The sequence below is a fragment of the Brucella sp. JSBI001 genome (genome assembly GCF_026014005.1).
Classification (GTDB): Bacteria; Pseudomonadota; Alphaproteobacteria; order Rhizobiales; family Rhizobiaceae; genus Brucella; species Brucella anthropi.
In genome coordinates this window covers 2990185-3015532 of sequence record NZ_CP110339.1, presented here as the reverse complement: position 1 = coordinate 3015532, position 25348 = coordinate 2990185, and the positions used below count along the sequence as shown (strand labels likewise).

Here is a 25348-nt window from a genome sequence, read left to right as displayed (position 1 = left end):
TAGTTGTTGCCTGTCCCCAAGGAGATCAGCCAATTGCCATCAAGCTGGCATTGCCACCAGCTGCCGTGGTGTTGATCGAAGTCGAAACTTCTTCCAGCAACCAGTTGAGACAATAGGCATCCGGGTTGTCTGCCAGTTCTTCCGTGGAGGCGGCTTGTGTCAGAACCAACGGTCCGGGAAGCGTTGCAAGCTTCTTGTTGATCTCGACAATGCGTTCAGCGTTCCCTTCGACCAACGCTCCAGCGAACGGTGCGTCCGATTCCCAGTTATTCGTCCAGATCGTGCGCGCTGCGACTGAAGCTGGAACATCTTTCAGGACATTCCGCAAATCTGAAGCCTCGTCGACATACACAGTATTGCCCGTAGCGAGGGCAGCCGTCATCTGGCGATAAAGGCCTGCTTCCGTTTGCGGAACCAGCAGGATATTTCCACGCGGATGCAGCGCATAAAGATTGCGCTCGCCAACAGGACCCGGCAATTCAAGGTCAAGACCGAGAGCCGAAGCGCTACCGGTGTCGCGCGCAGCCTGAGCCAGATCGTTCATGCCGCGTTGGCCAAGCCATTTCGCAAAATCCTTGAGCGCCGGATCAGTGTGAACCGAGCTATGACGCGGCGGGATTGGAGCTGTTTCCACGAGACGTCCGAGATAGAGCGGACCACCTGCCTTTGGACCAGTGCCGGACATGCCGCGTCCGCCGAATGGCTGCACGCCGACAATCGCGCCAATAACATTGCGGTTGATATAGACGTTTCCGACACGGATACGATCCGCAACATTGGCGATGGTCTCATCAAGGCGCGTATGCAGGCCGAAAGTAAGCCCGTAGCCGGTCGCATTGATATCATCGATCAGGCGCTCCATATCATCGCGCTTGTAGCGCACGACATGCAGAACCGGGCCAAAGACTTCCCGCTTCAGATCGCGAAGCGAATTGATCTCGACAATGGTCGGTGCAACGAAAGTTCCATTCTGGGTTTCAGGACCAAGCGGAAGCTGCTCAACCTTGCGACCGAGATCGCGCATACCCTGAACGTGCTTTTCGATGATGTTCTTGGCTTCATCAGTGATAACCGGCCCAATGTCCACCTTCAGCTTGTCGGTGCGGCCGATGGAAAGTTCCCTGAGCGCGCCCTTCAGCATCGTCAGGATACGATCTGCGACATCTTCCTGCAGGCAGAGAACGCGGAGCGCCGAACAACGCTGACCCGCACTGTCGAATGCCGATGCAATCACGTCGAACACGACCTGCTCGGCCAGAGCGGACGAATCCACGATCATTGCATTCTGACCACCGGTCTCGGCAATCAGCGGGATTGGCTTGCCGTTCGGCAACAGGCGCGAGGCAAGCTGAGCCTGAATGAGGCGCGCCACTTCGGTCGAACCGGTGAACATCACGCCGCAAGTCTCTTCCGCAGCAACCAGCGCGGCCCCAATGCGGCCATCCCCCGGCAGAAGTTGCAGCGCATCCGCTGGAATGCCAGCCTCGTGCAGGATGCGAACACCCTGTGCTGCAATCAGCGGCGTTTCTTCGGCAGGCTTTGCCAGCACGGGATTGCCTGCAACGAGTGCGGCTGCGATCTGACCGGTAAAGATCGCCAGCGGGAAGTTCCACGGGCTAATGCAGACGATAGGTCCAAGCGCCTTGTGGCCGACGCCCAGCGTACGACGGGTCTGCTCTGCATAATAACGCAGGAAATCGATGGCTTCGCGCACTTCAGCAATCGCGTTCGGCATGGATTTGCCGGCTTCGCGCATGATGAGGCCAAGCAGAACCGGCATATCACGCTGCATGATATCCGCTGCGCGCTCAAGACAAGCCGCACGTTCGGCTGGCGCAACCGCAGACCAACTTGCCGTTGCCTTCTGTGCAGCTTTCATGGCTTTCGCCACATCTTCTTCGGCGATCTCCGTCACCGTACCGACAACATCGTTCCGGTCACCGGGGTTGAGAACCGAGCGGCTGGTGCCTTTTACCTTGGTTCCGGCAAGCTGAGGTTCCGATGTCCACACGCGGTCAGCGCTGTCTTTCAGAATCTTGCTGAGTTCAGCGAGCGTGACTTCGTTCGACAGGTCGAAACCGTCAGAGTTCTTGCGAGCGCCATAGAGATTCTCCGGCAGGGCAATCTGGTCGTGGCGTGCTCCGACGACAGCCATTGAGCGAACGACATCAACCGGATCCGCGATCAGCTCATCGACGGAGACACTTTCATCGCCGATGCGATTGACGAAAGACGAGTTCGCACCGTTTTCGAGAAGTCGGCGAACAAGGTAGGCCAGAAGCGTTTCATGTGTGCCGACCGGCGCATAGATGCGGGCCGGACGGCCGAGCTTTTCGGCACCTACGACTTCATCATAAAGCGGCTCACCCATACCATGCAGGCACTGGAACTCGAACTTTCCGGTTTTGAAATCTGGACCAGCCAAATGATAGATGGTGGCCAGCGTCTGCGCATTATGCGTTGCAAACTGCGGGAAAACAGCATCTGTCGCCGCAAGAAGCTTGCGTGCGCATGCAATGTAGGAAACGTCGGTATGTACCTTGCGGGTATAAACCGGGAAGTCTTCCAGACCGTCAACCTGTGCGCGCTTGATTTCGGCGTCCCAATAGGCACCCTTCACCAGACGAACCATGACGCGGCGCTTGTTCTGACGGGCCATATCGATGATGAAATCGAGCACGAACGGGCAGCGCTTGCCGTAGGCCTGCACCACGAAGCCGATGCCTTCCCAATCTGCCAGATCCGGATCTTCGATCAGGCTCTGCAACAGATCAAGCGACAGTTCCAGACGGTCTGCCTCCTCGGCATCGATGTTGAGACCGATATTATAGGACTTGGCGATAGCGGCCAGCGCCTTCACCTTCGGCAGCAGCTCTCCCATGACGCGTTCGCTTTGCGCGCGGACATAGCGCGGATGCAAAGCGGACAACTTGATGGAAATGCCGGGGCCGTCATAGATGCCGCGACCGGCGGAAGCGCGACCAATGGCGTGAATGGCGGTTTCGTAATCCTTGTAGTAACGCTCGGCGTCGGCAGCGGTGGTCGCGGCTTCGCCCAGCATGTCGTAGGAATAGCGGAAGCCGCGTTCTTCCAGCGGCTTGGCGCGCTTCAAAGCTTCGTCGATGGTTTCGCCGGTGACAAACTGTTCGCCCATCATCCGCATGGCCATGTCTACACCGCGACGAATGACAGGTTCGCCGCAACGAGCGATCAAACGTGTCAGGGCAGCTGACAGGCCGCGATCATTGACCGTGTTGGTCAGCTTGCCGGTAACGACAAGTCCCCAGGTTGCAGCATTGACGAAGAGCGAACGACCACCACCGATATGAGATTTCCAGTCGCCATTCGAAATCTTGTCACGGATCAACGCATCACGCGTCGCCATGTCCGGAATACGCAGCAGCGCTTCGGCAAGGCACATGAGCGCCACACCTTCCTGGCTCGACAGCGAATATTCATGAACCAGGCCTTCGACGCCTGTACCCTTGTGCTTGGCGCGCAGCGCTTCAATCAGCTTGCGAGCCGTGGAACGGACTTGCTTGGCTGTTTCTTCCGGCAAGGCGGCCTGTGCAGCCAGCGCGGAAACGCATTCAGCTTCCGGGCGGCGATAAGCGGCGGTAATCGCCTGCCTCAGTGCGCTTTGCTCGCGGATCGGCGGCGCAAAATTCTGGAAAACCGGATTGATAGGAGCGGGTATGGTGTCGGTCATGGTGCAATGCTCACAAATGAAAACAGCCCCGAGCGTCTTTGCCCAGTTTAGCTCTGCTTTAAGTGGGCGCACACTATCATTTGTGCAAATTGCATTCTGCCTTCATTTGCTCCATATAAAGGATTATCGATCTTATTATAGGCTCCAAAGTAGGCTAAAAGAATGCGAAAGATAGATTCTGTAGACGATCTGGACCAGTTCGATCGGCGTATTCTGGAAGTATTGAGCGAAGACGGACGCATTCCTGTCACGGAACTCTCGAAAAAGGTCGGTCTTTCCAAGACACCATGCCAGGCAAGGCTGAAACGACTGGTCGATGAAGGCTATATTGTCGGCTTTCGTGCGGCCATCGACCCTGAGAAACTCGGTCTCGATCATATCGCCTTCACGACGGTCAAGCTTTCCGACACACGCGAAGCCGCGCTTGAGGCGTTCAACACGGCCGTGCGCAAGATACGTGAAGTCGAAGAATGCCATATGATCGCAAGCTCTTTCGACTATCTTCTGAAGGTGCGAACGCCCAACATCCGGCGTTACCGCGAGGTGCTGGGCGAAAAGATATCGAGCCTGCCCAATGTCGCAAGCACATCGACATTTGTGGTGATGGAGTCGGTCAAGGACAACCGCCCGGTAAGGGTCTATCCGGGCGCATTGTAATTTTCAGTTATAGCGGCTCACTTGCCAGATAACGCTCGAGCGTTTTGACAGTCCCATCCTGCCAGATGCGCAGAAGTGCGGATGAAAAAGCCGCCACATAAGCTGGATTTGAAGCGAGCGAGCCAAAGATATCATCCATCGCAAGCCATGCCGCCGGATTGCTTTTTGCAAGAGCCGCCTGCTTTTTCAGGCGGTCCCATGACGGATCGTTCGGCTCAATAACCGTGCCGCTATCGGTCGTGCCATAGCAGTAACGACACCAGAATGCGGAAACAAGCGCCAGCCCTGTCACAGACTTGCCTTCTGCCACCCGATCAGAAGCAGTGGGCAGAATGAACTTCGGCTGACGGTTGGAGCCATCAAGGCAAAGGCGGCGGATCGTATCGCCGATGCTTGGATTGGCGAAGCGTTCGTCGATGAGGATGCGATAGTCTTCGAGATTGGTATCCGGCACGGGTGGCACTTCCGGAATGATCTCATCCTTGCTGAGCTTTTCCAGATAGCGCCGGATCAGCGGATGCTCCATCGCCTCATGCACGAAGTGAATGTCGAGCAGTCCACCCGGATAGGCAATGGCTGCATGACCGCCGTTCAGAATGCGGATTTTCATCAGTTCATAAGCAGCGACCTGATCAGTGAACGTGACACCGACTTTTTCCAACGCAGGACGCCCAGTGGGGAAATTGTCCTCTACCACCCACTGCTTGAAAACTTCGCAAAAGACCGGCCAGCCATCTTCAACCCCGAAATCTTTCGCAGCGATTTCACGCTCGCGTGCACCAGTGGCTGGCGTAATGCGATCCACCATGGAATTCGGAAATGCGACATTAGCTGAAATCCAGTCGGCAAAGGCCGGATCACTAAGCTTCGCGAGGCCGGTGACGGCATCTTCCGTCACATGCCCGTTGCCCGGAATGTTATCGCACGACATGACGGTGAAAGGTTGAACACCCGCCGTCTTGCGCAGTTTCAGTGCCTGCACGATTAAGCCGAACACGGTCTTTGGCTGGTCCGGATGAGTGGCATCTGCCACAATATCAGGATGAGCAGGATCAAAGGTCTGGCTGGCCGGATCGATATAATAACCACCTTCAGTGATCGTCATGGAAACAATGCGAGTAGAGGGCGATGTGAGATAGGCCATCAAAGCCTTTCGCCCTTCTTCGGTCGATATGGTTACATAATCGATCATGGAACCGGTAATCCTTGCCCCCGCATAATCGGCTTCCTGTTCGACAACTGTGGTAAGCCAGTCTTGCGCCTTGAGCGTGTCCCGCATGGCATCATCACTGCCACGCACACCAGCGCCGACCAGCGCCCAATCGTGCCCCTCACCCATTCCGAACAGATCGTCCAGATAGACAGCCTGGTGAGCGCGATGAAAATTGCCGACGCCGAAATGCACGATGCCCGGTTTCAAACCGGTTGGATCGTAGCCGGGTTTGTGTACCTTGTCGAAGCTCTGGAGCGTTGCGCGCGACAGCTTGGTCATGACGATTTCCTTCAATTCAATCGGGTACGAACTGGACTTTCATCGTAGCTGGATCGCCACCGTGCTTGGTGAAGAACGACAGCATTTCACTGAGCGGCAGCCGATGCGAAACGAGGCGCGCCATTTCGCCCTTGTCCTTTTTCAGGATTTCCAAGGCCTGCGGAATGTTGCGGTTCAGCGAATGTGACCCGGCAATTCGGATCTGACGACGGAAAATGTCGAAAGGCGCAATCGAAATCCGCGCGTCAGGTGCGCAAACGCCAAACACCAGCACCGTACCACCGTCAGCCGTGAAGCCAATCATGCTTTCAACGACCTTGGCGATACCGGTCGCATCGGCAACAAAATCGAAACTGCGCTTACGCTTATCCAGCATTTCCGAGCCCGACACGACTGGCTCAAGGCCGAGACTTTCGACAAAAGTCAGACGGTGTTCGTTGATGTCAGCCACGGCAACCTGTTGCACGCTTTGCGCCTTCAACGATAAGGCTAGCAACAAGCCAATCGGGCCTGCACCGAAGACGAGTGCATTTTCGGCACCTTGTGAGCCGATTTTCAGTTCCGCTGCGCCAAGACCGTTGAGGACACAGGCAAGTGGTTCCGCGAGTGCTGCTACGTCAAAAGGCAGATTGCCAATGGAATGGAGATGGCTGGCATCGACAAGGCTCATGCCTGCAAAGCCACCATTATGGGTTACCCCATAGGCCTTTAAGTCCGAGCACAGATTGGTCAGTCCCTTGAGGCAGGCACGGCAATGACCGCAGGGAATATTCGGATCGACCGCAATGCGGTCGCCCACCTTCACATTGGTCACGTCTTCCGCCACCGCGACCACAATGCCCGCATATTCATGCCCTGGCACCAGCGGAAATGCGCTGGACCCATAGCGGCCATGCAAAACATCTATGTCGGTGTGACACAAACCCGACGCCCTGACGTCGATCAAGGCGTGTCCCGGCCGCAATGCTGGCTCCGGCAGATCAGTCAGTCCGGCTTCGCCGTGGCCTGTAAAATAGATCGCTTTCATTGTGTGTCCCGGCCCTGTCTCAAGCCATCCAGTTGCCACCGTCAACGCCGAAGGTCTGGGCGAGGATGTAGTCGCTATCAGATGATGCAAGGAAAACGGCCATGCCGGTAATATCTTCCGGCGTCGCGAAGCGACCGATTGGAACGGACTTCGCTACCGCCGCTTTTTTCTCACCCGGCTTCAGACCTTCCCATTTGGCAAAATTCGCATCCACCACGTCCCAATGTTCACCGTCGACCACGCCCGGTGCAATCGCATTGACATTGATGCCATGCTTGACTAGCGCCAAAGCAGCCGACTGCGTGGCGGAAATGATGGCGGCCTTAGACGCGCAATAGAGGGTCACCAGCGCCTCGCCGCGACGACCGGCCTGGCTCGCCATATTGATGATCTTGCCGCCGCGTCCGCGCTTGATCATCACGTTCGAGACCGCCTTCATCATGAAAAGCGGTCCCTTGAGATTGATACCGAGCACACGCTCATAACTGTCTTCGGTCAGTTCGTTGATAGGAGCCATATCGAAGATCGCGGCATTGTTGACCAGAATATCGATGCCGCCATATTCCGCGTCGATCTCTGCAACGACCTTGTCAATCTGACTGAGGTCGGTCACGTCAAGCTTTACCGCCTTGACCGATGAACCGATGCCGCGTGCGGCCTCCTCTGCCCGCTCAATATTAATATCGGCAATAATAACCCTCGCGCCCTCGCGCGCATAGGCTTCAGCGAAGCCAAGTCCGATACCGCGCGCAGCACCAGTGATGAGGGCCACCTTGTCTTTAAGTCGCATGGGGATACTCCGGGATATTGCAGCCTGCACTCACAGGTGCGTTTTCTTTTCCGTCAGCAATAATGGATGCCGTTCAAAGCGCTCCAAAGCCTTGCCATCGGGTGTAAACAAATGCGCGTCGGTCGGGTCAAAACCCAGTTTCGCCGTTTCGTGTGCACGTGCTGCGCTGCCACCGCCCGCCTCCGCAACAATCAGTCCGGTTGCGCTTTCATTTTGCACATAGAGATAGGTCTCACCACCAAGGCGCTCGACAACCATGATCTCACCTTCGAGGATACCATCCGCTGCCGGATGAAGATGTTCCGGACGAATACCGAGAACCAGCGGCGCCCCAGCGCTTACGCCTTCGCTTTTGACAGGCGCTTTGACCGAACGTCCATTTGCAAGCTGAACTGTCACCCCGTCGGTATCGACGGCACTGGCTTTGACTTCGATGAAGTTCATGGTCGGTGAACCGATAAAACCAGCCACAAAACGATTGACCGGATGATGATAAAGCTCCAGTGGCGATCCTACCTGCTCCACCTTCCCGTCGCGGAGAACCACGATCTTGTGTGCGAGCGTCATCGCTTCCACCTGATCATGCGTGACATAGATCATCGTCGCATTGAGCCGGTCGTGCAGGCGCGCCAATTCAATACGCATCTGCACGCGGAGCGCGGCATCGAGATTGGACAGCGGCTCATCGAACAGGAAAATCTTCGGTTCGCGCACCATTGCGCGTCCAATGGCAACACGCTGACGCTGACCGCCGGAAAGCTGTTTCGGCTTGCGGTCAAGCAATTGGTCAAGCTGCAGCGTTTTTGCAACCTCTTCCACCTTGCGATCACGTTCCGCTTTGGCAACACCTGCAAGTTTCAGCGCAAAACCCATATTGTCGCGCACATTCATATGCGGATAGAGCGCATAGGTCTGGAAAACCATGGCAAGACCACGCTCATCCGGCGGCGTATCGTTGATACGCTCACCATCAATCGTGAGGTCTCCGCCGGTAATTTCCTCAAGCCCAGCAATCATGCGCAGAAGCGTTGACTTGCCCGAACCGGATGGCCCGACGAAAACCACGAATTCGCGGTCTGCAATGTCGAGATCGACACCTTTGATGACATCAATATTGCCAAAGGACTTGGTGGCGTTTTTCAGTGATAGTGTAGCCATTTCATTCCCTTTATTTCACTGCGCCGAAAGTGAGGCCGCGCACCAGCTGGCGCTGCGTGACCCATCCGAAGACAAGTATTGGCGCGATGGCGAGCGTGGAAGCTGCCGAGAGTTTTGCCCAGAACAACCCTTCCGGTGACGAGAAGGACGCTATGAAGGCGGTAAGCGGGCCTGCTTGCGAAGCCGTCAGATTCAGGCTCCAGAACGCTTCATTCCAACAAGGATGATCGAAAGGAGCGCGGTGGACGCGATACCCGGAAGGCTTAGCGGCAGAAGCAAATAGCGTATCTGCTGGCCGACTTTCGCACCGTCCATACGGCTTGCTTCGAGGATTTCTCCGGGCACTTCCTTGAAGAAGGAATAGAGCATCCAGACCACAATCGGCAGATTGGACAGGGTGAAGATGATGATGAGACCGGTGCGCGTATCAAGAAGCCCAGTATCGCGTGCCAAAAGATAGATCGGCACCAGCACGCCGACTGCAGGCAGCATCTTGGTGGACAGCATCCATAGAAGAAGGTCTTTAGTGCGCTTGCCGGGGAAGAACGCTGCCGCATAAGCCGCGGGCACCGCGATAATGAGCGAGAGAATAGTCGCACCCAGACTTTCAACGACACTGTTCATGGCATAGCGGAAATAATCAGCACGCTGATTGACCGCGACAAAATTCTCCAGCGTTGGCTCGAAGAACAGTTTTGGTGGTGCCACCGCGTCAATTTCCGTCTTGAATGCAGCAAGCAGCATCCAGAGGATCGGGAAGAACATCAGCAACGCCACGATCCAGCCAATGATCCCGGCAGAGACGGCAGCCTTGTTGATCTTGCGTTTTGCAGCCATCGGTCAGCCCTCCTAATTATCCAGATTTCGTGCGACAGTCCGGATCAGGAACGCGGCAACGATGTTGGCAAGGATGATGGCGATGACGCCGGCTGCGGAAGCGCCGCCGATATCCCATTGCAGGAGCGCTTTCAGATAGATGAAATAGGTCAGCGTCGTCGTGGCGATCCCCGGTCCACCCGAAGTGGTAACAAGAATTTCCGCAAACACCGACAGAAGAAAGATCGTCTCGATCATGATGACGACCGAGATCGGGCGCAGCAAATGCGGCAGCACGATATAATAGAACATTACCGGGCCTTTGGCCCCGTCCAGGCGCGCAGCCTCCATCTGTTCCCTATCAAGAGACTGCATCGCCGTCATCAGGATCAGCGCCGCAAACGGCACCCATTGCCAGGACACAATTATGATGACGGAAGCCATTGGAAACTGTGAGAACCAATCGATGACCGGCAATCCGAAACTGCGTGAAATGAAGGCGAACAGCCCGTTCACCGGATGCATCAGCAGGTTTTTCCAGATCAGCGCCGAAACGGTTGGCATGACGAAGAACGGCGCAATGACCAGAAGCCGCGCTATATTCTTGCCCCAGAAATCCTGATCGAAGATGACCGCGAACAGCACACCTAGGACGACCGATATCACAAGAACCGACACGACAAGGATCAGTGTCTTGGCGATTGCGGACCATAAGGTCGGATCGGATAACAGGAAGGAATAGTTCGAGAAACCGGCAAAACCAGTAATAAATGGATTGATGAGATTGTAATACTGAAACGAGAACCACAAGGTCATCGCCAGTGGAACGATCATCCACAGCAAAAGCAGAATGACTGCTGGAGCGAGCAGAGGTCCAGTGCGGACACTGCGACGAGACTTTGCTGCAAAGCGTGATTTTGTGCCTGCGGCCAACGCATGGTTTGCTGGCATTCGGACTTATCCTCCCCTTCCCGTTTCGGATTCACCGTGGCGAACCTCTACGAAAATCAGGTCTGCCGCCCTCCTCCTACCGAAGGCGGCAGACCTTTATCTCACGGCTACTTGATGTAACCGGATTGCGTCATGATCTGTTCGACCTGACGCTGCGCACCGTCGAGTGCCGCATCAACGCTCTGCTGACCGGCAACAGCCGACGAAATCGCCTGTCCAACCAGCGTGCCGATGGCCTGGAATTCAGGAATGGCCACAAACTGGATGCCGGTATAAGGGACCGGGTCCTTGGTCGGCTTTGTCGGATCGGCAGATTCGATGGCTTTCAGCACCGTATCCGCGAAGGGAGCTGCCTTCTTGTATTCCTCATTGGCATAGGTGGACTGGCGTGTGCCCGGAGGAACAGCAACCCAGCCTTCGGACTTGCCGACGAGCTCGACATATTCCTTGGAGGTCGCCCATTTCAGGAACGACTTAGCGGCTTCCACCTTCTTGCTCGATGCCGGAATTGCGAGGTTCCAGGACCACGCCCATGAAGAACCGTTTGGCGTCACCTCGACCGGCGCCTTGGTAAAGGCAACCTTGTCGGCAACCTGGCTCTGCTTCGGATCATAGATGCGTCCGGCAGCCGAAGTGGCGTCGATCCACATGGCGCAATGGCCGGTCGAGAACAGGGCCTGATTTTCGTTGAAGCCGTTTGACGTAATTCCGGGAGGGCCCGCTTCCTTCATCAGATCGACGTAGAAGTTAATCGCCTTCTTCCATTCATCGGAATTGATCTGGGGCTTCCAGTTTTCATCAAACCACCTGCCACCGAACGTATTGATCAATGTACCAAGGTAAGCCATGTTTTCGCCCCAGCCCGGCTTTCCGCGCAGACAGAGACCATATTGCTCTTTCGACTTGTCGGTCAGCTTGGTCGCGAAATCCTTGATTTCCACATAGGTTGGCGCATCGGGCATCTTGAGGCCCGCCGCGTCAAACAAGTCCTTGCGATAGAGCGTAAACGAGCTTTCGGCATAGAATGGCACGGCGTAAAGCTTGCCATCCACCGTCAGACCGGCGCGAACCGGCTTGATGAGATCGTCATAGCCGTAATCATCACCAAGATCATCGACCGACAGAAGCCAGCCAGCCTTGCCCCAGATTGGCGTCTCGTAACCACCAATGGTCAGGATATCGAACTGGCCGCTCTTGGTAGCGATATCGGTCGTGACGCGCTGACGCAGCACGTTTTCTTCAAGCACAACCCAGTTGATTTTATTGCCGGTGGCTTTTTCCCACTCCGGCGACAGCTTCTGCATGATGATCATGTCACCATTATTGACCGTCGCGATGGTGAGCTCTTCCGCCCACGCAGCCCCGGCCATAACTGCAACACTTGCAGCAGACGCAATAAGCCCTGCAACATAAGACTTGGTCCGCATTTCGTCTCCTCCTTTACGAATGCATAGCAAAATTCTTACATATGTAAAATTTATGGCGTGAGCTTCCGTAGCTTGTCAAGCACGGTTTTCAATTTTGCGTTGCGAGAAGAAACGACCGCTTTTGTGAACAGTTCCAAGGGCCGAAATCGCGGACATTTCCACCTGCCAAATTCACGAACCGTTGTTTTAGCATATATGGATATTCACCGCATCATTCTCTGCGAACACATTTGACTGCTTGACGTTTTGCCCCGCCTTTGACAGTTTGACGGGACTTCGCCTGGAGGAATACAACGGCGAGCGGAGCTGGAGGAACATCCTGAAATCGTTACAGAAGCGGCAACCGGGACCAGACTTTGTCCCGAGAAATCAGCACATTCCAGTTTATGCGGCGGCTTCGCAGAAAACAGCATCGTCGTGTGTACCTAGGCCGCGACAACTGACGAACAGGACGTAAAGACGTGCGCAAAACAATACGCACCATGGAGGATTTTTCGGAGTTTGTTGGGCTTTCCCGCCCGACAGTGTCGAAATATTTCAGCGATCCGTCGTCCGTCCGTCCCAAGACCCGCGAACTGATTGAAGCGGCGATCAAGCAATCCGGCTTTCGTCCCAATCTTTTCGCGGTGAACCTCAATCGACGTCGCACGACAATTCTGGGTATAATTATCCCCAACCAGCTCGATCATTTCTACATGGCGATGACGAAACGATTGCAATCGCTCGCAGAGCAACGCGGCTATCTTGCGATTGTCCTGTCATCCGATGGCAAGCCTGAGCTGGAAAAGCAGGCAATTGAAACCCTGCGTTCGCTCAATGTCGCTGGTGCCATCATCGCACCGCTTGGTGAAGAGTCGCAACATTCGACGCTGGCACGTCTCGCGGAACACGTTCCAATTGTCTATGTCGACTCTCCGCTGGACAGCACCTCACCCTTTGTCGGCACCGACAATCTCAAATCCTTCCATCTGATTGTCGATTATCTGTGCCGCTCGGGCAGCGAGCCTTGTTATTTTTCCATGCCGATGGTCAACAACAATGCAATCAAGCGGCAAGATGCGTATCGACAAGCCATGGAAAAGCTTGGTTATGAGCCACGCATCATTGACCTCGAACAAAGCCGAAGCTGGGATTTCGAACGTTATGCCTTCGAGCAGACCGCGAGAATTCTACGCGAAAAGGGACGCCTGCCGACAAGCACTGTTCTGTGCTCCAATGATCGCATCGCCTTTGGCGTAACGAGTGCACTCTGGCAGGCCGGTCTGAAAATTGGCAGACTCAAGGATTGCGACGTTCGTGTCGCCGGTCACGACAATAATCCGTTATCGGAATATACGTGTCCTCCACTCACTACAGTGGCGCAGGATTACAATGAAATCGGACGGCTGGCGATTGAGCTCTTGTTTCGAACACTGGGCGAAACAACGGATGACCGACTGGAACTTCCAGAAACACAGCGCATTCTACTCAATGCCGAAATCAAACTGCGCATGAGCGCATGAAAATGGCGGGGTAACCCGCCATTTCAGTGTTCGCTTTTTAATTCAGGCCGAGCGTCCCGCGCAGGGTAGAAAGATCTTCGGCAAGCGTGGTCACAGGACCAGCAAGCGCCTTGCGATCATCATCCGACAGCTTGTCGTAGGATTCGTAGCCGTCACCCTTCTTGTACTTTGCAAGAATGTCGTCGACAGTCTTGAAGTTGGCTTCCACCTTCTTCACGAGATCCGGATTTTCCTTTTCCAGCAAAGGCTTGAAGAGCTCGACGATTTTCTGGGCGCCATCGACATTGGCCTTGAAATCCCAAAGATCGGTGTGGCTGTAACGATCTTCCTCACCGGAAATCTTGGTTGCAGCCACTTCTTCAAGCAGGGCAGCAGCTCCGCCAACAACCTTTTCTGGCGGAACGGTGAGGTCTTTTACACGCTTCTGGAGTTCCAGCACATCTGCGTAGAGCTTGTCGGCAACCGGAGCGAGTCCTTCGGTTGAATTCTGCGCAAACAGGCCATACTCGATGCGATGGAACCCGATAAAGTCTTCCGACTTCTCGCCGTTTTCATGGTCATCGGCGCGGCTGTCGATCGAAGCGTCAAGATCGGCGAAAAGCTCGGCAATCGGCTCGATCTTTTCGTAGGAGACGCGCGATGAAGGATAAAGCTCCTTGGCCTTTTCCAAATCGCCTGCTTTGACCGCGTCAGTGAAAGCCTTGGTGTCCTTTACCAGAACGTCGAGGTTTTCCTGCACATAGACTTTGTAGTCAGCAATCGGCTGAACAAGGTCCAGCGGCGAAACTTCAGCCTTGGCTGCGCCGAAGCTGAGCGTGAGGGCAACGGCACATGCCGATGCGAGCAATGGCAGACGATACTTCATGTTTAGCCTCTCCAGATAAAGCGCATTGCGGGAAATGCGCGTCAAATCAAAAACTTGAGATGCGATCCTCACCCGCCAGCATTTTGCGGACCGCTTGCCTCCAAAAGTGCGCGCGCGTAGTAGTCCTTATGATCCTGAACACCAGGCAGCGCGAAGAAATACCCGCCCCCAATCGGTTTCAGGTATTCTTCCAGCGGCTCGCCGTTGAGACGGTTCTGGACCGTGATGAAGCCCTTCTCCAGATCGGCCTGATAGGCGATGAAGAGCAGCCCCATATCAAGCTGACCTGATTTGCTGACCCCGTTTGAATAGTTGAATGGCCGACGCAGAATGAGGTGTTGCTCGGCATTGGCATCCCGCGGATTTGCCAAACGGATATGCGAGTCGAGTGGCGTCACCTTGCCATCCGCATCCTTCGCATAATCGGGAACATCGGCTTCGGTTTTACCGTCGAATGGCGCGCCACTATTCTTGCGGCGTCCGAAAATGGTTTCCTGCTCCTGCAGCGGCGTGCGGTCCCAGCGTTCGACAAAATTGCGAATGATGCGCACAGCCATATAGCTGCCATTAGCGGCCCAGCCCGGCTCTTCATTTTGCTTCTGCACCCAAACGATGCGGTTCATCAATGCATCATCGGCGGAATCCGGATTGGCGGATCCATCGCGGAAACCGAGGAAGTTTCGTGCGCTTTCCTTCGCCCGGGGCGAATGCGGCGGTTGCACAGGAACCGTCCCTTCCTGCTTCCAGCGAACCATCAGAAGATCAGGCATGTTCTTCATGATGTCGCGCAGCGCATGGATGTTCGTGTCCGGCGTATTCGAACAGAACTGAATGACGAGGTCCCCGTGGCAGATGTCCTTCTGCAGGGCGTCGTTGGGGAAACCGGTCATGCGCTGCAGAAGTTTCGGCTTCAACGGCTTCAAACCGAAACGATCATCGAACAATGATGAGCCGAGCGCCACCGTAACCGTGAGGTTATCCGGCGTGACGACAGGTCCAAGAATACCGGAATCCGATGGCGGAAACTTCGCATCAAGCTCCGGTGGTTCTCCACCCTTCATCAAAAATTCTGCCCGCTCGGTGAGCAGTTTGAACATGCGTTCCAGTTCGGCGCGGTCACGCGCCAACACATCAAAGGAAGCGACGAGACCCGCAGCAGGGCGCGGCGTGACGATACCGGGCTGGTGCTTCCCATAAAAAGGCTGACTTTCGTGAATCTTGTCGCTTTCCGGCGCATTGGTCACGCTTTCCGAAGAAAGAGCATGGGCTGTCTGCGGGGCAAGCACGCCTGCAACTGCTCCGGCAACCCCGGTTGCACCAGCCCCGAGGAGCAGTGCACGGCGACCGGCGGAAACAGGCTCTTCTGTGGTAATCTTATCGGTTTTGAAAAATTTTCTGGTCATCAATCTACCCCAAGCTGATCGCGGAGTTTCGTAAACTGTGCAGCGAGTTGAGCCGCACCTTCCTTAATTTTCGTCTTTTCATCAGACGACAGAGCATCGTACGCCTTGTAGCCATTGCCTTCAGCACCCGTACCAAGCAGCTTCCTGATCGAAGCTGCGTCCTTGTCGATGCCTTCAAAGGCTTTCGGATCAGCCTTTATAACAATGGGGCGCAGAACATCGGCAGTCTTGCCAGAGCCTTCAAGAAGGCCAGACAAAGCCTGCAGATCGGTGTGAGCGTACCGGTCTTCACCAGCATCCGACGCCGTCGATGCAAAACGGTTCAATGCAGAAGCAGTGCCCGCCATCATGCGATCCGGCGAAATCCGAAGCCCGCGAATGCGCTCTTTCAATGCAGTGGCATCCTGCTCAAGCTTGCCAGCAACAGGAGCCAGACCATCGACGGATTTCTGTTCGAACAAACCGTATTCGATACGGTGCAAACCACCGAACGCAGGGTCCTGCTCGCGCTTTTCAAAATAATCCGCACGAGCATTGATAGCTGTATCGAGATCGGAGAACGCTTCCGACACGGGAGCAATGCGCGCATAGGCTTCTCGCGCCGGACCGTAGGCGGTTTGCGCAGCCTCAAGATTACCGCTGGCTATTGCCGTGGAAAGTGCCGAAACCGATTTCTGGAATTCGGCAACCTCTGTGGTCAGATAAATCTGATATTCAGCCAGTGCACCAATGAAAGCTGTAAGCGGAAGCTTGCTCTTTTCCGCTTCACTGGCAGCGGTCGCAGTCACGATCAGCTTGCCGCGCGGATTGGAAAGAAGCCCGCAGGTAATCTGGTATTCGCCTGGCGTCAGCTTGGCGGTGATGGTCTGTTTGAAGCCAGGAGCAATATTTTCGCGCTCCTCAAGAACCATTACTCCGTCGAGAATTTCCCACTCGACCGTACGGTCGGACTTATTGACAATTTCGAATACCGAGCGCCCGGCCGGAACGGTCAGTTCGTTCGGCTCGCAGCTTTTTGCGTTGATCGCGACCTGTATTGTGTCACCGGCTTCTGCATGGCGGGCTTTGTCCGATACACGGGATGCATAATAAAACGCAGCGCCAGCGGCGAGCAGCAACAGCACGGCGAAAGCCAGTCCGATGCGGACCAGATTGCGCGACATGGGTTCAGCAGGTTTCGGATTCGTCATTGAAATCTCTTTTACTGTGCGCTTGTTTTGGCCTGGCTTGCCGTTGCTGGTGCATTTGCAGGCATCAGAAACAGAATGAGCGCCGGAACGAGGAAGGCTACATAGGCAACAACTTCACTGACGGTCGGTGTCGCGATGTAACCGAAAATGCCAGCAAGAACTGAACCAAGCGTGCTGTCGAGCGGGAGAATATCGCTCATATCGAAAACGACCGTCTGGAAATGGTTCCAGATGCCAGCTTCGTGCAATGCCATGACCGAATTGGCGAGAATGCCTGCCGCAATGATCAAAATGAAAACGCCGGTCCAGCGGAAGAAACGGCGAAGGTTCAGCTTCAAGCCGCCTTTAAAGATGCCGTAGCCAACTGCCGCAGCTAGCAACACGCCAAGAAGCGCGCCAAGCGGTGCTGCCGCCCCTTCGCTCTGCTGGAAAGCCGCCAGCAGAAAGAAGACCGATTCAAGCCCCTCGCGTGCGACAGCAAAGAACACCATCAGAATGAGGCCGAAACCTTTATGTGTCGGTGTCTGAAAAGCTGCATCGATGGAATGATGCAGTTCCGACTTGATAGAACGGGCCGCCTTGCGCATCCAGAACACCATCGAGGTCAACACAAAAACGGCAATCAGACCAATAATGGCTTCAAACAGTTCCTGCGCCTTCTGTGGGAATTCTGCACTCAGAAGCTGCAGGATAGCGCCGACGGCCAACGACATGGCCAATGCCAGCAATATGCCGATCCAGACCACTGGCATCCAGGCACTGCGGCCAGTCTGATGGAGATAACTGGCAATAATGCCAACGATCAGCGCTGCTTCCACGCCTTCGCGGAACATGATTAGAAAAGGTACGAGCATTCCAACTATCCAAAAGACAGAGAAATCGGCCTGTCCCTCGGTCGCTTCTCTTCAAACCCGGCATGAAGCCTTCGCCATTTGGTCATCTTTTTATATCCGCACGGCCAGCGCTGCAAGCTAAATGAAGTTGACCAACGTAGGAATGTTTTAGAATTATTCTAATTATTTCAGGAGCTTATGAGTCCGTTTGTTAGCGAGGAATGATAGTCTGCCAAGTTCAGAGATGATTGCATAAGTCATTGAAAATGCACTGAAGCCATGGCCCAAGCACTTTTAGACAGCAGTTGATTGCGCACTGAAATCAAACTGATCTAGGTTTCAAATCCCTCGGGCAAACCTGCTTTCCCGGCTTGCGACGGATTAAGCCGGACATAGTCAGCTTTCAAATCTTCGGATGTCTTGCGGCTGCCATCATGGCTCCAGCCGGGAGGCGCGATCATATACATCAGGCGCTGCCGCAAGGTGAGACCTGACGAGAATACGTCTTTAAACATACCAACCCATTCGTGAAACGCCACACGCACCGGATTAAATGTGCCGACATTTTTCACGATGCCATAGCGCGGCATATCTTCCGGTAATTCCTCCACGAAAGTGCCGAACATGCGATCCCAGATAATCAGCGTGCCAGCGTAATTTGCATCAAGATAACGCGGATTGGTCGCGTGATGTACGCGGTGATGCGACGGGGTGTTGAAGATGAACTCGATAGGCCTCGGTAGTTTGTCTATGGCTTCCGTGTGAATCCAGAATTGATAGATCAGATTGAACCCATAGACGAAGGCGATCACCGCAGGGTGAAATCCGATGAGTACCATCGGCACTTGCAACACGAACATGCCCGTCATCTGTCCTGTCCACGACTGACGCAGCGCCGTCGTGAGATTATAGTGCTGACTGGAGTGGTGGTTGACGTGTTCCGCCCAGACCCAGCGCACACGATGCGCAATCCGATGATAGCAGTAGTAGCGCAAATCATCGAAGATGAAGGCGACTACAAATACCCACCAGTGCAGGCCGAGATCAAGAAAGCGGAACTGCCAAACCCAAAGCAGCGCTGTCACGGAAACGAAGCCGAGCAGCAAACCCGCCGCAACATTGCCCGCCCCCATCAACAGGCTTGTAAAAGCGTCTCTTGTCTCAAATTCGCCCTTGCGTTGCCAATATCGGATTGCCACGAGCTCAATCAGGATTCCCAGCACATAAAGCGGGATCGCAACACGCGTCACATCGAAAAATACCGGATTGCTATCCATGTCGGTTCCCCTCCCCAGACGGACCTGAAAGCCAGGCCATCACTCTTTCCCGATCCTCAGCATTACTGAAAAGAAACCGCGCTTTGGGCCAAGTAAAATCCTTCATATGTAATATCAGTTCGGTATTGCCTTTATCCTCTAGAGCAAGGACGTCTGCGGCGGTCACGCATCGCGTCAAAAAGCGGTCCCCGACGCTATGAACGAGCCCTGTGGATGCGCCACGCAACGGGAAAAATGCTGTACGACGATCATCGGTATAACAAATCTCGCCGATTTTGATTTCAGGATAGTCAAGATGAAAGCGCGCTTTGACACTTTCGTCGTCGGGAAGAATACTACGCTTAAGCCCTCCACCCAGAAAATGAATTAACAGAACCCCGAAGCCTATCCCGGCGACAACCATAAGCAGAAGCAGCCGCAAATCCATGAAATCTCCCATTCGCAGCGATGCCAAAATGTTCCCGACGACATCCTAGTCATCAACCAGTGCGAATACATCCCAAAACTTTGCGGGCCGATTTGCTAGTCGCAACCCACTTGGTATTTGCAACGAGCGATTGTTTCGATTTGGAGCACGCCGAAGCCGTAACAGGATACAAATACTGGCCAATAAGCCAAAGAACACGGCCGAAATTCGAAAAGTTTCAGAATTTTCCGAAATGGTCAAAAATTTCGTGTTTCAGGGGTTGAAGATTGGAGCAAGGTGATACATATCACAGTCACTTACCGCTGTGCCTCCTCCCATTGCGCGCGGTAAGTGTTCCCCTCTGGAGGTTTGCCCAATGTGGCACCTTCATAACTTAGCCGGACTTCTCAGTCCGGCTCTTTTTTTGCCCAAAATCTGGATAGCGGCTCATTTCACTAAAAATGTGCAACTTGTGCAACTTGCTGTTTTAAAAACACTAATTCATAAGAATCAGCTTCACTATATTCGCCACTCTGCAAATTAACTTATTCTCAGTTAATCAGCCAAATACACGTGGTGCAACATAGAAAAAAAGCGCCGCGTTTCCGCGGCGCTTTCCATCAATAGACCTACATTTTATCTCAGCCGTAGGCTGCTACTGGCGGACACGAGCAGATGAGATTTCTGTCGCCGCCGACATTGTCGACACGGCTGACCGGCGGCCAGTATTTTGCCGTCGCATCGAAATCGCCATTGATCGCGCTTGCCGGGAATACGGCTTCCTCACGCGTGTAAGGATGCGTCCATTCCGTTGCCAGTGTATCGCCTGCCGTGTGCGGTGCATTGGCAAGCGGATTGTCATCTGCTGGCCAAACGCCGTCGGCAACCTTCTTCGCTTCGCCCGCAATGGCGATCATCGCATCGCAGAGACGGTCGATTTCCGACTTCGGCTCAGACTCGGTCGGTTCGATCATCAGCGTTCCGGCGACCGGCCAGGACATGGTCGGTGCATGGAAACCATAGTCGATGAGGCGCTTGGCCACGTCTTCCACGGACACACCTGCGCTGTCCTTCAGAACACGCGTATCGACGATGCACTCATGCGCCACACGATCATGCGCGCCGGTGTAAAGGATCGGATAGGCGTCCTTCAGGCGATGCGCGATGTAGTTGGCATTGAGGATCGCAGCTTCGGTTGCCTTCTTGAGACCTGCGCCGCCCATCATGCGGATATACATCCACGTGATGACCAGAATGGATGCGCTACCAAACGGTGCAGCCGAAACAGCATGCTTGGAACCGATATCCACATGGCCCGGCAGGTAAGGCACCAGATGCTTGGCAACACCAATCGGACCGACGCCCGGACCACCACCGCCGTGCGGGATGCAGAAGGTCTTGTGCAGGTTCATGTGGCAGACATCGGCGCCGATATCGCAAGGGCGCGCAAGGCCGACGAGTGCATTGAGGTTTGCGCCATCGAAATAGACCTGACCGCCATTATCGTGGACGATTTCGCAGAAAGCCTTGATGCCTTCCTCGAACACGCCATAGGTCGACGGATAGGTAATCATGAACGCCGCGAGATTATCGCGATGCTTCTCGGCCTTGGCCTTGAGATCGTCGATATCGATATCGCCATCCGGACGGCAATTGACCACAACAACGCTCATGCCTGCCATCGAAGCACTGGCCGGATTAGTGCCATGTGCAGACGATGGGATAAGGCAGATGTTGCGATGACCTTCGCCGCGTGACTGGTGATAGTGGCGGATGGCCAGGAGACCAGCATATTCGCCCTGACTGCCTGCATTCGGCTGCAACGAAACACCCGCAAAGCCGGTGATTTCGCAAAGCCATGCTTCGACGTCAGCCGTCATCTTCGCATAGCCTTCAGTCTGGGCCGCAGGCGCGAATGGATGCAGGTTTGCAACCGTATTCCAGCTCACCGGCATCATTTCTGCCGCTGCATTGAGCTTCATGGTGCAGGAACCGAGCGGGATCATTGCACGGTCAAGCGCCAGATCCTTGTCGGCCAGACGACGCAGGAAGCGCATCATCTCGGTTTCGGAACGGTGCGAATGGAACACGTCCTGCGTGAGGAAACCTTCACCGCGCCCCTTGCCGGGAACAAGAGCTTTGTCGCCATCGACCGACTTGGCACCGAACAGAACGGCGAGTGCTGCAAGATCTTCCTCGGTCGAGGTTTCGTCAAAGGTGACACCAACTGTATCCGCATCAATGATGCGGAGCAGACGACCGCCCTTGTCGGCTTCGTCGGCAATCTTCGCAGCCTTACCGGCAACTTTAATCGTTACCGTATCGAATAGGCTATCACCTGCGATCTCGACACCAGCAGCTTTGAGGCCAGCCGCAAAGCGTGCAGCAAGGCCGGCCACGCGTGTAGCAATAGCCTGCAGTCCTGCCGGGCCATGCCAGATCGCGAAAGATGCAGCCATATTGGCAAGCAGTGCCTGTGCAGTGCAGATGTTCGACGTGGCCTTGTCGCGACGGATATGCTGTTCACGAGTCTGGAGCGCCAGACGATAGGCCGCACGACCATGCGCATCAACCGACTGACCGACGATGCGGCCCGGAATGATGCGGGTCAGAGGCTCGGACACCGCCAGATACGCGGCGTGCGGACCGCCGAAGCCCATCGGAACGCCATAACGCTGCATGGAGCCTACAGCCATGTCGGCACCCCAGCTGGCAGGCGCTTCCATAATGGTCAATGCCAGCGGATCGGCAACGGCGATGACGAGGGCGCCCTTGGCTTTCGCATCGGCGATGACCTTGCTGAAATCGCCATAGACACCACGCGTATCCGGCCACGGCACGACGATGGCAGCGGTATTGTCATCGACAGTGCTGCCAGTTTCGATCTCCCAGCCGAGCGGTTCGGCGCGGGTGTTGATCACATCGACGGTCTGTGGGTGCAGTTCACCTGCAAGCAGAATACGGCTGCGCTTGTCGCGGTGGTGACGGCAAGCAACGCCGATGGCTTCAGCAACCGCAGTCGCTTCATCCAGGAGCGATGCGCAGGCAACCGGCAGGCCGGAAAGCTCAGCAACCAGCGTCTGAAAGTGGAAAAGAAGCTCAAGTCGACCCTGGCTGATTTCCGACTGGTAAGGCGTATAAGCCGTGTACCAGGCCGGATTCTCAAACAGGTTGCGCTGAATGACGGGTGGCGTTTCCACACCATGATAGCCCGCGCCGATGAAGCTCTTCTTCACCACATTGCGGCCCATGATTTCATTGAGCTCCGCAAGCGCTGCATGTTCGCTCAAAGCGGCTGGCAAATCGAGCGCGCGATTCAAACGAATGGATGCTGGAACCGCCTGGGTGATAAGGGTTTCCATGGAAGGAAGGCCGAGCGCTGCAAGCATTGCGCGCTCGTCTTCCAGTCTTGGCCCGATATGACGGGCAACAAAGGGAAGAACCTGTTGCGTCATTTGTTTATCCTACCAGTTTGTCGTAACCGGCCTTGTCGAGCAGACCGGAGAGCTGGCCTTCGTCGGAAAGCTTCAGCTTGAACAGCCAGCCTTCGCCTTCTGCAGCCTGATTGATAAGGGCTGGATCGCTTGCAACGGCTTCGTTGACTTCGACCACTTCACCATCGACTGGCGCGTAAACGTCGGAAGCGGCCTTGACCGATTCCACAACCACGATGCCTTCGCCCTTGGTGGCCGTGCGGCCGACGTCCGGCAGTTCGACGAAAACGAGGTCACCCAGTTGTTCCTGTGCGTGGATCGTAATGCCGACAGTGGCAACGCCGTTTTCGACGCTGATCCACTCGTGATCTTCGGTGAACAGGATATTGGCCATGGAAATCATCCTTTGCGATAGCGATGCGGAGTGAAGGGAAGCGCCGAAACGTCAACGGGAACCTTGTTGCCGCGAACGTCAGCGAAAACACGTGTGCCGGGGGTAGCGAGGCTTGCCTCGACATAACCCATGGCGACTGGGAAGCCTGCCGATGGACCGAACCCACCGGAAGTAACTGTTCCGATCTGGCGACCGGATTCATCAAAAAGATCGGCTCCGCCGCGAACCGGCTGACGGCCTTCCGGCTTCAGGCCGACGCGCTTGGCAGATGCGCCCTTGGCGATCGCGTCCAGCACGGCTTTTGCGCCGTTGAATGCAGCCTTTTCGCGCACGGCTTTGGTGATTGCCCATGTGAGGCCCGCCGAAACAGGATCCGTTTCCGGCGTGATGTCCTGACCATGCAGGCAGAGACCGGCTTCAAGGCGCAGACTGTCGCGAGCAGCCAGGCCGATCCATTCGACGCGCTCGTCGGCAAGCAGTTTCATTGCAAGCGCACGGGCTTCATCGGCTGGAACGCCGATCTCGAAACCATCCTCGCCGGTATAGCCCGAACGGGTCATGAACCAGCCAGCCTTGGGTTCAAACCCGCTCATGAAAGCAAGCTCGGCACCAGCCAGCCCGGCATCATTGATGACGGCTTCCGCTTCCGGCCCCTGAAGAGCAAGAAACACACGGTCAAGCGGATTGACCTTAACGTCCTTGCCCGATGCGGCTTCCGTCAAATGCTCGATATCGGCATCGGCATTGCCCGCATTGGCGACAACCATGAAACGGTCTTCGCCAAGACGCGTGACGATCAGATCGTCCAGAACGCCGCCATTATCATTGAGGAAGAAAGTGTACTTCGACTGACCTTCCTTCAGCACAGTCGGGTCGAGCGGACAGGTTTCGGCAAGAAGCGCAGCGGCATCCGCACCCGAAACCTCGATCAGCTTCATATGAGAAATGTCGAAAAGGCCCGCATGTTCACGCGTATGAAGATGTTCCTTCATGACGCCCAGCGGATAGGTGATCGGCATGTTCCAGCCAGCAAAGCCGCCGAAGCGCGCGCCAGCCTGTTCATGCAAATCCTGCAAAGGCAGGGTATTCAAATGTGCGGTATCGCCCATAACAACTCCAGAGTCGCACGTGTGCCTCCGCAAAATGCGGTTGCTTCGTGCCCCTCTGTCTCAGGCCTGAGAGACTCGCATGGCTATATAGAAAGCCATACTTACACCTTCGGCGCAGGGTTTCCCCTGACTTTCCAGAGTTGTCTTACCCGTCTGCGGTTCCTTGTACCTGAGAGATTTCGGGCGATTTCCCCTTCGGCGGCCAATTGGCGCTCTCCCGCAGACAGACAGTGCAAGAACGTCATATTATATGGCGTCCCGACACCCGACGGAACTCCCTTACCCCAATCCGGCGCGCAAGTCATGTAGAATTGTTGTCTCTAACCGACGATTTCCCGGACTTTTGCGACAAAATTTTAAGCGGACAGGAGGTCCGGATTTATACTTTATTATACATGCATATTGCGGCACAGACGAGACCGCGCATTTACCGGCAACTAAATCCGTTGGACGTGCCGCTCTCCACCACATTTTGTGGAGCAGTTTTTCGGCCAGCGAATTTTTAAAGAAGTTTTAACCAGTTAGCTGCCGGAGCAGCCTAAATCCAACCGATTTGCCTAACAGGGCATCAGATTGTGATCGCATGATGACCAAGCTGCGCAAAAGGCGTGCAACTGACAAGCTTTAACGCATTGCAGCTATGCAAATCTGTCTCTCCAATTCGAAATGCTTCAAGCCTATATGCTGTTTGCAACAAAGAGATAAGATTTTACTAGGTGAGAGAAATGAACCTGATCCGCTCGTACAACAACTGGCGCCGTTACCGTAACACCGTAAACGAACTGAGCCGCCTGAGCCCACGTGAACTGAACGACCTTGGCATCCTGCCTTCGGAAATCCCGTTCGTTGCACGCAAGGCCGCTGCTCGCTAATAGCGCCTCCGGAAGGCATCAGCCTTCTTCAAGGAT

At 55.0% G+C, this 25348-nt stretch carries 19 protein-coding genes, 1 pseudogene and 1 riboswitch; of the genes and pseudogenes, 3 read left to right on the top strand and 17 right to left on the bottom strand.

Annotated elements, in window-relative coordinates; translation table 11 throughout:
- Positions 1–25: 25 nt before the first annotated feature.
- On the bottom strand, positions 26–3709 hold the full coding sequence (gene putA / locus LJ361_RS14275; protein WP_010659032.1) for a trifunctional transcriptional regulator/proline dehydrogenase/L-glutamate gamma-semialdehyde dehydrogenase: 3684 nt from the start codon (positions 3707–3709) through the stop codon (positions 26–28).
- A 162-nt stretch (positions 3710–3871) separates the two neighbouring features.
- On the opposite strand from putA, the gene LJ361_RS14270 reads away from it, so the two are divergent.
- The gene (locus LJ361_RS14270) at positions 3872–4366 is read left to right on the top strand and encodes an Lrp/AsnC family transcriptional regulator (RefSeq protein WP_010659033.1); all 495 of its coding nucleotides are present in this window, start codon (positions 3872–3874) and stop codon (positions 4364–4366) included.
- Between the two features lie 7 nt (positions 4367–4373).
- Here LJ361_RS14270 and LJ361_RS14265 read toward each other — a convergent pair whose 3' ends face one another.
- The 7 genes and pseudogenes from LJ361_RS14265 to LJ361_RS14235 form a co-directional block, all read right to left on the bottom strand.
- Positions 4374–5858, bottom strand: coding sequence for a mannitol dehydrogenase family protein (locus LJ361_RS14265; protein ID WP_010659034.1), 1485 nt, complete (start codon positions 5856–5858; stop codon positions 4374–4376).
- 16 nt (positions 5859–5874) lie between these two features.
- Positions 5875–6885, bottom strand: a complete 1011-nt coding sequence (locus LJ361_RS14260) for a zinc-dependent alcohol dehydrogenase family protein (RefSeq protein WP_010659035.1) — start codon at positions 6883–6885, stop codon at positions 5875–5877.
- Positions 6886–6904: 19 nt separating this feature from the next.
- Complete coding sequence (locus LJ361_RS14255) at positions 6905–7675, bottom strand: L-iditol 2-dehydrogenase (RefSeq protein WP_010659036.1); 771 nt, start codon at positions 7673–7675, stop codon at positions 6905–6907.
- Between the two features lie 30 nt (positions 7676–7705).
- Positions 7706–8833, bottom strand: a complete 1128-nt coding sequence (locus LJ361_RS14250; RefSeq protein WP_151606383.1) for an ABC transporter ATP-binding protein — start codon at positions 8831–8833, stop codon at positions 7706–7708.
- A gap of 10 nt (positions 8834–8843) precedes the next feature.
- A pseudogene (locus tag LJ361_RS14245) lies at positions 8844–9670 on the bottom strand (carbohydrate ABC transporter permease).
- Positions 9671–9682: 12 nt separating this feature from the next.
- The gene (locus LJ361_RS14240) at positions 9683–10600 is read right to left on the bottom strand and encodes a carbohydrate ABC transporter permease (RefSeq protein ID WP_010659039.1); all 918 of its coding nucleotides are present in this window, start codon (positions 10598–10600) and stop codon (positions 9683–9685) included.
- A 107-nt stretch (positions 10601–10707) separates the two neighbouring features.
- On the bottom strand, positions 10708–12027 hold the full coding sequence (locus LJ361_RS14235; RefSeq protein ID WP_010659040.1) for an ABC transporter substrate-binding protein: 1320 nt from the start codon (positions 12025–12027) through the stop codon (positions 10708–10710).
- Positions 12028–12509: 482 nt separating this feature from the next.
- Between LJ361_RS14235 and LJ361_RS14230 the strand changes: the two genes are divergently transcribed.
- The gene (locus tag LJ361_RS14230) at positions 12510–13529 is read left to right on the top strand and encodes a LacI family DNA-binding transcriptional regulator (RefSeq protein ID WP_010659041.1); all 1020 of its coding nucleotides are present in this window, start codon (positions 12510–12512) and stop codon (positions 13527–13529) included.
- Between the two features lie 37 nt (positions 13530–13566).
- Here the strand turns inward: LJ361_RS14230 and efeO (LJ361_RS14225) are convergent, their stop codons facing one another.
- The 9 genes from efeO (LJ361_RS14225) to gcvT all read right to left on the bottom strand — a co-directional run bounded on the left by efeO (LJ361_RS14225) (position 13567) and on the right by gcvT (position 24440).
- A complete protein-coding gene (gene efeO, locus LJ361_RS14225; RefSeq protein ID WP_010659042.1) occupies positions 13567–14394 on the bottom strand; it encodes an iron uptake system protein EfeO in 828 nt (275 codons plus the stop codon).
- Positions 14395–14462: 68 nt separating this feature from the next.
- On the bottom strand, positions 14463–15797 hold the full coding sequence (gene efeB, locus LJ361_RS14220; protein WP_010659043.1) for an iron uptake transporter deferrochelatase/peroxidase subunit: 1335 nt from the start codon (positions 15795–15797) through the stop codon (positions 14463–14465).
- Positions 15797–16987, bottom strand: a complete 1191-nt coding sequence (gene efeO, locus LJ361_RS14215) for an iron uptake system protein EfeO (RefSeq protein WP_264811812.1) — start codon at positions 16985–16987, stop codon at positions 15797–15799. The genes efeB and efeO (LJ361_RS14215) overlap by 1 nt, the downstream gene beginning before the upstream one ends.
- A gap of 11 nt (positions 16988–16998) precedes the next feature.
- On the bottom strand, positions 16999–17841 hold the full coding sequence (gene efeU, locus LJ361_RS14210; protein WP_010659045.1) for an iron uptake transporter permease EfeU: 843 nt from the start codon (positions 17839–17841) through the stop codon (positions 16999–17001).
- A gap of 311 nt (positions 17842–18152) precedes the next feature.
- Positions 18153–19097, bottom strand: a complete 945-nt coding sequence (locus LJ361_RS14205; RefSeq protein WP_010659046.1) for a sterol desaturase family protein — start codon at positions 19095–19097, stop codon at positions 18153–18155.
- Complete coding sequence (locus LJ361_RS14200) at positions 19090–19524, bottom strand: hypothetical protein (protein ID WP_036563560.1); 435 nt, start codon at positions 19522–19524, stop codon at positions 19090–19092. Before LJ361_RS14200 ends, LJ361_RS14205 begins: the two co-directional genes overlap by 8 nt.
- A gap of 620 nt (positions 19525–20144) precedes the next feature.
- A complete protein-coding gene (gene gcvP, locus LJ361_RS14195) occupies positions 20145–22958 on the bottom strand; it encodes an aminomethyl-transferring glycine dehydrogenase (protein WP_010659048.1) in 2814 nt (937 codons plus the stop codon).
- Positions 22959–22962: 4 nt separating this feature from the next.
- A complete protein-coding gene (gcvH, locus tag LJ361_RS14190) occupies positions 22963–23331 on the bottom strand; it encodes a glycine cleavage system protein GcvH (RefSeq protein ID WP_010659049.1) in 369 nt (122 codons plus the stop codon).
- A gap of 5 nt (positions 23332–23336) precedes the next feature.
- Positions 23337–24440: a glycine cleavage system aminomethyltransferase GcvT gene (gcvT, locus tag LJ361_RS14185; protein WP_010659050.1), complete on the bottom strand. Its 1104-nt coding sequence runs from the start codon at positions 24438–24440 to the stop codon at positions 23337–23339.
- A 146-nt stretch (positions 24441–24586) separates the two neighbouring features.
- A riboswitch (glycine riboswitch) is annotated at positions 24587–24670 on the bottom strand.
- Positions 24671–25165: 495 nt separating this feature from the next.
- On the opposite strand from gcvT, the gene LJ361_RS14180 reads away from it, so the two are divergent.
- Positions 25166–25312: a DUF1127 domain-containing protein gene (locus tag LJ361_RS14180; protein WP_002965914.1), complete on the top strand. Its 147-nt coding sequence runs from the start codon at positions 25166–25168 to the stop codon at positions 25310–25312.
- The last annotated feature ends 36 nt before the right edge of the window (positions 25313–25348 follow it).

What these genes read in the sequence shown, in the direction of transcription:
- LJ361_RS14255 (WP_010659036.1), bottom strand. Translation starts at nt 7,675, where the DNA reads ATGCGACTTAAAGACAAGGTGGCCCTCATCACTGGTGCTGCGCGCGGT.
- LJ361_RS14180 (WP_002965914.1), top strand. Translation starts at nt 25,166, where the DNA reads ATGAACCTGATCCGCTCGTACAACAACTGGCGCCGTTACCGTAACACC.
- LJ361_RS14230 (WP_010659041.1), top strand. Translation starts at nt 12,510, where the DNA reads ATGGAGGATTTTTCGGAGTTTGTTGGGCTTTCCCGCCCGACAGTGTCG.
- LJ361_RS14235 (WP_010659040.1), bottom strand. Translation starts at nt 12,027, where the DNA reads ATGCGGACCAAGTCTTATGTTGCAGGGCTTATTGCGTCTGCTGCAAGT.
- LJ361_RS14265 (WP_010659034.1), bottom strand. Translation starts at nt 5,858, where the DNA reads ATGACCAAGCTGTCGCGCGCAACGCTCCAGAGCTTCGACAAGGTACAC.
- gcvP (WP_010659048.1), bottom strand. Translation starts at nt 22,958, where the DNA reads ATGACGCAACAGGTTCTTCCCTTTGTTGCCCGTCATATCGGGCCAAGA.
- gcvT (WP_010659050.1), bottom strand. Translation starts at nt 24,440, where the DNA reads ATGGGCGATACCGCACATTTGAATACCCTGCCTTTGCAGGATTTGCAT.
- LJ361_RS14260 (WP_010659035.1), bottom strand. Translation starts at nt 6,885, where the DNA reads ATGAAAGCGATCTATTTTACAGGCCACGGCGAAGCCGGACTGACTGAT.
- efeO (WP_010659042.1), bottom strand. Translation starts at nt 14,394, where the DNA reads ATGAAGTATCGTCTGCCATTGCTCGCATCGGCATGTGCCGTTGCCCTC.
- gcvH (WP_010659049.1), bottom strand. Translation starts at nt 23,331, where the DNA reads ATGGCCAATATCCTGTTCACCGAAGATCACGAGTGGATCAGCGTCGAA.
- efeU (WP_010659045.1), bottom strand. Translation starts at nt 17,841, where the DNA reads ATGCTCGTACCTTTTCTAATCATGTTCCGCGAAGGCGTGGAAGCAGCG.
- LJ361_RS14250 (WP_151606383.1), bottom strand. Translation starts at nt 8,833, where the DNA reads ATGGCTACACTATCACTGAAAAACGCCACCAAGTCCTTTGGCAATATT.
- putA (WP_010659032.1), bottom strand. Translation starts at nt 3,709, where the DNA reads ATGACCGACACCATACCCGCTCCTATCAATCCGGTTTTCCAGAATTTT.
- LJ361_RS14270 (WP_010659033.1), top strand. Translation starts at nt 3,872, where the DNA reads ATGCGAAAGATAGATTCTGTAGACGATCTGGACCAGTTCGATCGGCGT.
- LJ361_RS14200 (WP_036563560.1), bottom strand. Translation starts at nt 19,524, where the DNA reads ATGGATTTGCGGCTGCTTCTGCTTATGGTTGTCGCCGGGATAGGCTTC.
- LJ361_RS14205 (WP_010659046.1), bottom strand. Translation starts at nt 19,097, where the DNA reads ATGGATAGCAATCCGGTATTTTTCGATGTGACGCGTGTTGCGATCCCG.
- efeB (WP_010659043.1), bottom strand. Translation starts at nt 15,797, where the DNA reads ATGACCAGAAAATTTTTCAAAACCGATAAGATTACCACAGAAGAGCCT.
- LJ361_RS14240 (WP_010659039.1), bottom strand. Translation starts at nt 10,600, where the DNA reads ATGCCAGCAAACCATGCGTTGGCCGCAGGCACAAAATCACGCTTTGCA.
- efeO (WP_264811812.1), bottom strand. Translation starts at nt 16,987, where the DNA reads ATGACGAATCCGAAACCTGCTGAACCCATGTCGCGCAATCTGGTCCGC.